This window comes from Oceanivirga salmonicida (assembly GCF_001517915.1).
Lineage (GTDB): Bacteria > Fusobacteriota > Fusobacteriia > Fusobacteriales > Leptotrichiaceae > Oceanivirga > Oceanivirga salmonicida.
The window spans coordinates 1-7,219 of the sequence record NZ_LOQI01000075.1; the positions used below are offsets into that span (position 1 = coordinate 1).

A 7,219-nucleotide genomic window follows, 5' to 3' on the forward strand; every position below is an offset into this window, starting at 1 on the left:
ATAATTTATGTAACAAATTTTTACCTCTATCTTTGTTATCCAATGTATCTCCATATTTTTCCAATAAATTATATACTGCATTTTGAATTTTATTTTTAATACTTCTAATTTCATTTTCATCATATAAAAAATACAGAAATTCTAAATAAATATTTGAATCATATATATTACAATAATCAAAAATACTTTGGAAATATGAATAATTACATTGATTTAATCTATAAAATTATCAAATAAAAATAATACGATAATATCATTAAGAATTTTCATAAAGATACCGTTAATAACAATTATTTATAGGTAACATTATGTAAAGTTTTTAATTTATTCCAACAGGACCAAAATCATAATTATAAATTATTTGATTTAATCTAAGTTTATTAATATTTTTAACTTCTATCTTTTTATCTTTTATTGGACTTCCAAATAAAGCTATATTTCGAATTGTAGTAGCTTTTTCAAATTCTTTATATTTTGGAAATTTTCTCAATGGAAGGCCACAAAATGTTCCGAATGGAATTTTACCTGTTCTTAATAAACTAAAAAAAGAAGGATATATAATTCCATCAAATCCTTTCTCTTTTACATAAAGACTTAAATCTCTTGAAATTTCATAGGCATTTGGCGATTCTTTAGAAGCTAAAAATAACATTTGTATTGATAAATCTAAGCTTTCAAATGCATTAATATTTTCATCAATTGGCTCTGTTAAGTCTAAAAGCTTTAAAGTATTATTTGGCTTAAGTGTTGCAACGTATATTTCATCTTCTGTTATTACTCTACATTCATGAATACAAACTTCTAAATCTTGAGAAGCATATAAAATTGGATTATTTTTACTATCTAGTCTCCCTTTTCCTGGGTATGGAGAACTATCATATTCATTTTTATCAATAGGTTTTTCAGGGTTTGTTCGTATTCTATAGAATAATTCATTTTCTTTTAACAAAACTGTTGGAAATTCATCAATTATCCTTTTGAAAATTGATTTTCTTTTTTTTATATTTTGTAAATCTTTTAAAGGTTCAATTTCTCCAATAAGCCATAATGGAGGTCCGTAAACAAAAAATCCAATTCCTAATTCTTTTTCAAAAAGTTTTACATCTTTTTGTAATGAGTTAGAGAATTTAACACTTGTCTTTATATACTTATTAAATTTAATTGTTGGAGAAGCTCCATAATCTAATTTAACAATACTTCCAACTTCAAAAAATCTATAAACTAATTCTTTTATCTGTTCAATATTTAGTTTAATTCCATGAGAATTTAAACAATTTCTACAATTATTAGAGTTTTGTATTCCAATTTTCTCTGCCATAAGTTTAAGTCCTTGGTCTGTAAAACATTTTGAACAAAGTTTTTCTTTATTTTTGTAATTTTTTATCATAATAATTTCTTTCTTTAAAATTAATATAAATCTATATTTTATATCTTTCTTTTTCTATATTCAATTTTAATTTACAAAATATTTCATTTATTCCCCATCTTTATTCTTAATTCTTCTACTAATTTATATACTGCTGTAGTGCCTTTCATTTCACTAGGAAGTGAATATTCTTTATTCTTTTTACAGTATTTACTTTTTGCTCTTTCTATCGCTTGCTTTTCATCACCAAATTTTAATAAATTTTTATAAAGATTTTTTTCTGATTTCTTATATTTCTTTTTTTTAGTTTTTTGACAATATATTTTCTCAAATTTATCACAACATACTTTAGAATTTGAAATATTTTCAAGATTCGAAAAATATGCCATTAACCATATTTCAAAACAAGGATTTGACCACCCAACATTAATATTCAAATTATTAGCTTTTTTTATTAATGAGTCAAAATTCTTAATCTCATCTCTGTCAAATATTAACCAGATTTCTCTATATCTTGAATCTTTATTTCTTTGTTCTAATGCAAATTCTATCATTTTTGAAAGTGATTTATTTGCATATATTTTTATTATTAAATCATTTTTTAGTTCTTCGGAAATAGTATTTTTTATACCTTCAAAATAATTTTTTTCTGTTTTTTAAGCATCAGTAATTATAAGATATGCACCGTATTTTAAAGGTATTTTATTTCTATCTTCTCTTTTTTGCATTAATCTACTACTTCTTTTCATAACTATTCACTTCCTAATAAATTTTTCAAATATGGTACTGCACCATAATTTCCAAGAATATAATTTTTTTCATAATTAGAATCTTTACGAACTTTTTCACCTTTTTCATTTACAATATCATCTAATGAATATAGTTTTGAACGTCCTTTAGTTTTTTCTGTAAACCATATTTCATCTCTACGTAACAAATCCATACTCATATAAATAGGACTATGTGTAGTGAAAATTAACTGGGCATTATTAGGATTTTTTTCTTTATCAGTAAATGTAAGTATTATATTTCTCATAAGAAGTGGATGTAATTTTATATCTAATTCATCTGCAAAAAATACTCCTCCTGTCTCCAAAACATCATGAAGAAATTGATATAATGCGAACATTTTCTGTGTACCTGATGATTCTTCTACTAAAGAAATTTTTGCAGTTTTCCCATTATCTAATTTATGAACTGTAAAAACTCTATATTTATCTTTATCCTCTGTTGGTATTTTTTCAACTTCAATATTAATAATAGAGTCATCAAATGAATTAATAAATTTAACTATATTTTTTCTAACTTCATCACTTTCATCTATTTTATCTGACAAAATATTTTCAAATAAAAAACCATGCATAGAATTACTAAAATTAATATTTCTTATTTTTAAAAACCATTTTTGTACATTTTGAAATTCTATTATATTCAAAGCACTTCCTAATGATACTAAAAGTGTTTCATCTTTTATAGAAACTTCTATGTTAGATCTAAATTTTTCTAATGAAGATATTAATTCAATTCTCTCTCCTCTTTTTCTATTAAATATACAAGAATACTCATTATTCCTTTTTACTCCTGTTTTTGTATTTGATAAAAGATATTCCTCCAATATACCTTTATTATCTATTTTGAATCCATATGAATAATATCTCTCCTTATTTCCATTTTTTGCTATATAATTAACTTCAAACTCACTTACTTCATTTTTAGAATCACTAAATTTAAAAGGTTTAGTTTTCAAAAAATATTTATCTTTTTTTCTATCATTTGAAAAATCAAGAGAATTTAAAACATAATTTTCCATAAAACTAAATGCTTCAAATACATTTGATTTTCCACTTGCATTTGCACCATAAATAGAAGACACTGGAAGCACTTTTTCATTAGCAATTTTTCTTATATGAAACGATAGTTCATTACTCCCACTTGCTCTCATATCTAATATTGCTTCATTTTCAAAAGATTTATAATTTGAAAAATAAAATTGTAATAACATTTCATTACCACCTTTCCATATCTTATTTATATAATTATAGTACTTTTTTGCATAAAAAGCAATATTTTTGAAAATAAATCTCATTTTTTGGTATATATGATATAATAATCCATAAAAAAAAATGAGTACCTGACTCAAACAATAATATGTAATTTCCTAGTACTCTTTTTTATTAATATATATCATTTCATTTTCAAATTCTAAAATTTATACTGTATTTTCGTAATTATTACAGACATTATAACCTACATTTATTCTTTCAAAAAAATTAACTTATAATAATAAAACAAAAATATGTACTTTAACCTTCAAAATAGTTTTCACTTTTATGCTTGATTTATTAGTACATATTTTATATATAATATAAAAAATTTAATAATATATTAATAATTTTAATTTATAATTCATTATAATTTTTTACTACTAAATTTATAATTTCATCATCTTCTAATCCTGTAATTTGCTTAAATACTTTTTCAACTGGTATCTCATTTAACATTTTTTCCAGTTCTAAAGATTGTTGATCATCTACAGATCTATATTTAAGTATATATGAACATATAGTAGCTAAATTATTAATTTCTAGTCCTCTTTCTTTACATTCTCTTATTGGTTTTATAAATCTTTCATTATATCCCAATTTTCTTATTGGGGTTCTACAAACTCTAGATGTTTCATCAATTATATATGGGTTTTCAAAACGTTTTATTACATTATTCACATAATCTGTTAAATCTTTTTTATTAAAATTCCATTTTTTTAATAATAATTCCTTTGTTTCGTTCAAAACTAATAATAATTGATTTTTAATTGATTTATCCTTTAAACCTTCATTAACAATTTTTATTCCTTTATAATTTGCAATGTAACTTAATGCTGCATGCCCTGTATTTACAGTAAATAATTTCCTTTCTATATATGGGGATAAATCTGAAACATAATGAACTCCTTTAATATTTTTATTATCAGGTACTTTAATTTTTAATTCTTCTATTATCCATTCAGAAAATTTTTCTACTTCAACTAATAATTTATCTTTATGTGATTGCTGTGGCACAATTCTATCTACTGCTGCATTAGGAAATGCTACATATTTTAAAATAAACTCCTTTTCTTTTTCATTTAAATATTCGAATATTTTTTTTTGTAAAAATGAGGATCCATCTATCATATTTTCACAAGCAATTACATCTAATTTTTTAGTGTTATTTTCTTTATATTTAATTTTAAAAGCTTCTGCAATATCTTTTGCTATAATTGGTAAAACATTCGGACCAATAGCTGTTGTAATTAATTCTGATTCAAGTAAGACTTTATATAATAACTTTTTTTCATTTTTTATATGTATGCCGTTAAAATTGTTAATAACTTTTTCAATTACATTTTTATCAAGAATTTTTATATTATATGTATCTCTATTTTTTAATTCATTTATAATAGTATCATCTATATCCACAAAATTAATTTCATAGTTATTATCATTTAATATTTGTGCTATAAATCCTCTTCCTATATTTCCAGCACCAAAATGTAAATTACGCATTTTAACCTCTTTCTATTTAACTAAATATTGCTAATATTTCTTCTTTTGTTTCTGCCTTAATTAATTTCAAAACATTTTCTTCTTCTGAGCAAAAAATTGCAATTTTTGAAAGTAAATCCATATGTTCTTCTCCCACACCTGCTATACCAAAAACTATATGCACTAATGCATTTTCTAAAAATGATACTCCATCTGGAAATTGAACTATGGAAATTCCACTTTTCTTTATTGAAAATTTTGATTCATTAATTCCATGTGGAATTGCAATATAATTACCTAAATATGTTGTTACAATTTTTTCTCTCTCTAACATTGCATCAATATAAGTTTCGTCAACGCAATCATTATCAAGCAAAATTTTACCAGCTATTTTTATTGCATCATATTTTGTTTCTGCTTTTTGTTTCAAAAGAATATATTCTTTGTTTATTTGCATATAATTTCATTCCTTTCAATATTTATTTTAATTTTGAAATTATTTCATCATATTTATTAGAAGTTAAAAAATTATCAACAGATACATAAATGGCACTTGGATTCATTTTTTTTACACGCTCCATTAATTCTTTTTGTGATATTATAATTACATTCGATTCATCTTTTAAATTTCTAATAGCTGTATTAATCACTTCATATGAAAGTCCCGCTTCTTTTATTTTATTTCTCAGAATTGAAGCTCCCATTGCTGAACTCCCCATACCTGCATCACATGCAAAAATAATTTTAGAAATTTTTTTACTATGATCTATTATTTCCCCTTTAGATGTTTTTTTCATTTCTGAAACTTCTGTTTTAGCTTGCTCTAAATCTAAGTTATTACTTTTATCTTTTTTTAATATTAATGCTGCAAAAACAAATGATGCTACCGTTGCAACTATTACTCCAGAAATTACTGCCAGATGACTACCTCTTGCTGTTAAACCTAAAATAGCTATTATACTTCCGGGAGAAGCTGGCGCTTGTAAACCTCCACCTAATATATGTATTGTTGCAGTCCCACATATTCCACCTAATATCGCTGCTATTATCAATATTGGTTTCATTAAAATGTATGGAAAGTAAATTTCATGTATCCCACCTAAAAAATGTATTACAGCTGCTCCATATGCAGATGATTTTGATACTCCTTTCCCGTAAAACATATATGCCATTAAAATCCCTAAACCTACACCCGGATTTGCTTCTAATAAAAATAAAATGGATTTACCTGTAACCCTTGCTTCTTCTGTTCCAAGCGGAGTCAAAATACCATGATTTATTGCATTATTTAAAAATAGAATCTTAGCCGGTTCAATAAATACATTTGCTAATGGTAATAAATGTGCATTAATAATTATATCTACACCTAAAGATAACGTTTGATTTAAGCTAGCTACAGCTGGACCTACACTAAAGAATCCTAATATAGCTAAAATAAATCCTAAAATACCTAATGAAAAATTATTAACTAACATTTCAAAACCTGGTTTTATATTAGGTTGAACTATCTCATCAAATTTTTTCATTAAATATGCAGATAATGGTCCCATTATCATTGCCCCTAAAAACATGACTGCATCAGTTCCAGTTACAACTCCCATAGTTGCAATTGTTGCAATTACAGCTCCACGAGAATCGTGAATATTTTTACCAGCAGTATACGCTATTAGTAATGGTAATAAATATTGAATCATTGGTCCTACCATTTTAGACAATTCTGCATTTGGTAGCCAACCTGTTGGAATAAATAATGCTGTTATTAATCCCCAAGCTATAAATGCTCCAATATTAGGCATAACCATACTTGACAATGCTGTACCTATTTTTTGAACAACTACTTTTACATTTGTTTTTGTCATATAAATGTCTCCTTTCTAACATAAAAATTAAGTTTAATTTTTTATTCCTTGATTAAATTTGTAAATTTTTTTAATTAATTTTTTTTCTAATTTATGGGCTATATTTATAAAAATAATTGTATAATAACAATAATTATATATAAATTGATTGTAATAATCTAAAATAAATTAAGAACTCTTTCTTTTTTTATATTAAAAAATCAACATTAAAATATTAAGTCCATTTTTGCAGTTTATTGCACATTACAAATTTAAATTAGCACATAATTGTGTAAAAGTCAACACATTTTTTTGTTTTTTTTTACAAATTTGGTATTTTTCATTGTAAAACTTTGTAATAAACTATAAAATTAAAATAATTTAGGGGAGTGTCAAATGAAAAGTGTGGGTTATCGTTTAAAAATATTAAGAAAAGAAAAAAAGTATACATTAGAAAATTTAGCAGTTGAATTAAATTTTAAATACAATAC

The 7,219-nt window shown here is 23.8% G+C and carries 5 protein-coding genes and 1 pseudogene; all 6 read right to left on the reverse strand.

Annotated features, from left to right (window positions below):
* Positions 1-319: 319 nt before the first annotated feature.
* The gene (locus AWT72_RS07530; RefSeq protein ID WP_067143181.1) at positions 320-1,387 is read right to left on the reverse strand and encodes an RES family NAD+ phosphorylase; all 1,068 of its coding nucleotides are present in this window, start codon (positions 1,385-1,387) and stop codon (positions 320-322) included.
* A gap of 83 nt (positions 1,388-1,470) precedes the next feature.
* Positions 1,471-2,115, reverse strand: a pseudogene (locus AWT72_RS07535) (RloB family protein).
* Between the two features lie 2 nt (positions 2,116-2,117).
* Complete coding sequence (locus AWT72_RS07540; RefSeq protein ID WP_067143184.1) at positions 2,118-3,368, reverse strand: AAA family ATPase; 1,251 nt, start codon at positions 3,366-3,368, stop codon at positions 2,118-2,120.
* A 397-nt stretch (positions 3,369-3,765) separates the two neighbouring features.
* Positions 3,766-4,911: a mannitol-1-phosphate 5-dehydrogenase gene (locus AWT72_RS07545; protein WP_067143187.1), complete on the reverse strand. Its 1,146-nt coding sequence runs from the start codon at positions 4,909-4,911 to the stop codon at positions 3,766-3,768.
* A 16-nt stretch (positions 4,912-4,927) separates the two neighbouring features.
* The gene (locus AWT72_RS07550; protein WP_067143190.1) at positions 4,928-5,347 is read right to left on the reverse strand and encodes a PTS mannitol transporter subunit IIA; all 420 of its coding nucleotides are present in this window, start codon (positions 5,345-5,347) and stop codon (positions 4,928-4,930) included.
* 22 nt (positions 5,348-5,369) lie between these two features.
* Positions 5,370-6,749, reverse strand: a complete 1,380-nt coding sequence (locus tag AWT72_RS07555; RefSeq protein WP_067143192.1) for a PTS mannitol transporter subunit IIBC — start codon at positions 6,747-6,749, stop codon at positions 5,370-5,372.
* Positions 6,750-7,219: the final 470 nt, after the last annotated feature.

Bases quoted from the DNA above. Each gene is read 5' to 3' on its own strand.
- AWT72_RS07530 (WP_067143181.1), bottom strand. From the start codon at position 1,387: ATGATAAAAAATTACAAAAATAAAGAAAAACTTTGTTCAAAATGTTTT.
- AWT72_RS07540 (WP_067143184.1), bottom strand. From the start codon at position 3,368: ATGTTATTACAATTTTATTTTTCAAATTATAAATCTTTTGAAAATGAA.
- AWT72_RS07545 (WP_067143187.1), bottom strand. From the start codon at position 4,911: ATGCGTAATTTACATTTTGGTGCTGGAAATATAGGAAGAGGATTTATA.
- AWT72_RS07550 (WP_067143190.1), bottom strand. From the start codon at position 5,347: ATGCAAATAAACAAAGAATATATTCTTTTGAAACAAAAAGCAGAAACA.
- AWT72_RS07555 (WP_067143192.1), bottom strand. From the start codon at position 6,749: ATGACAAAAACAAATGTAAAAGTAGTTGTTCAAAAAATAGGTACAGCA.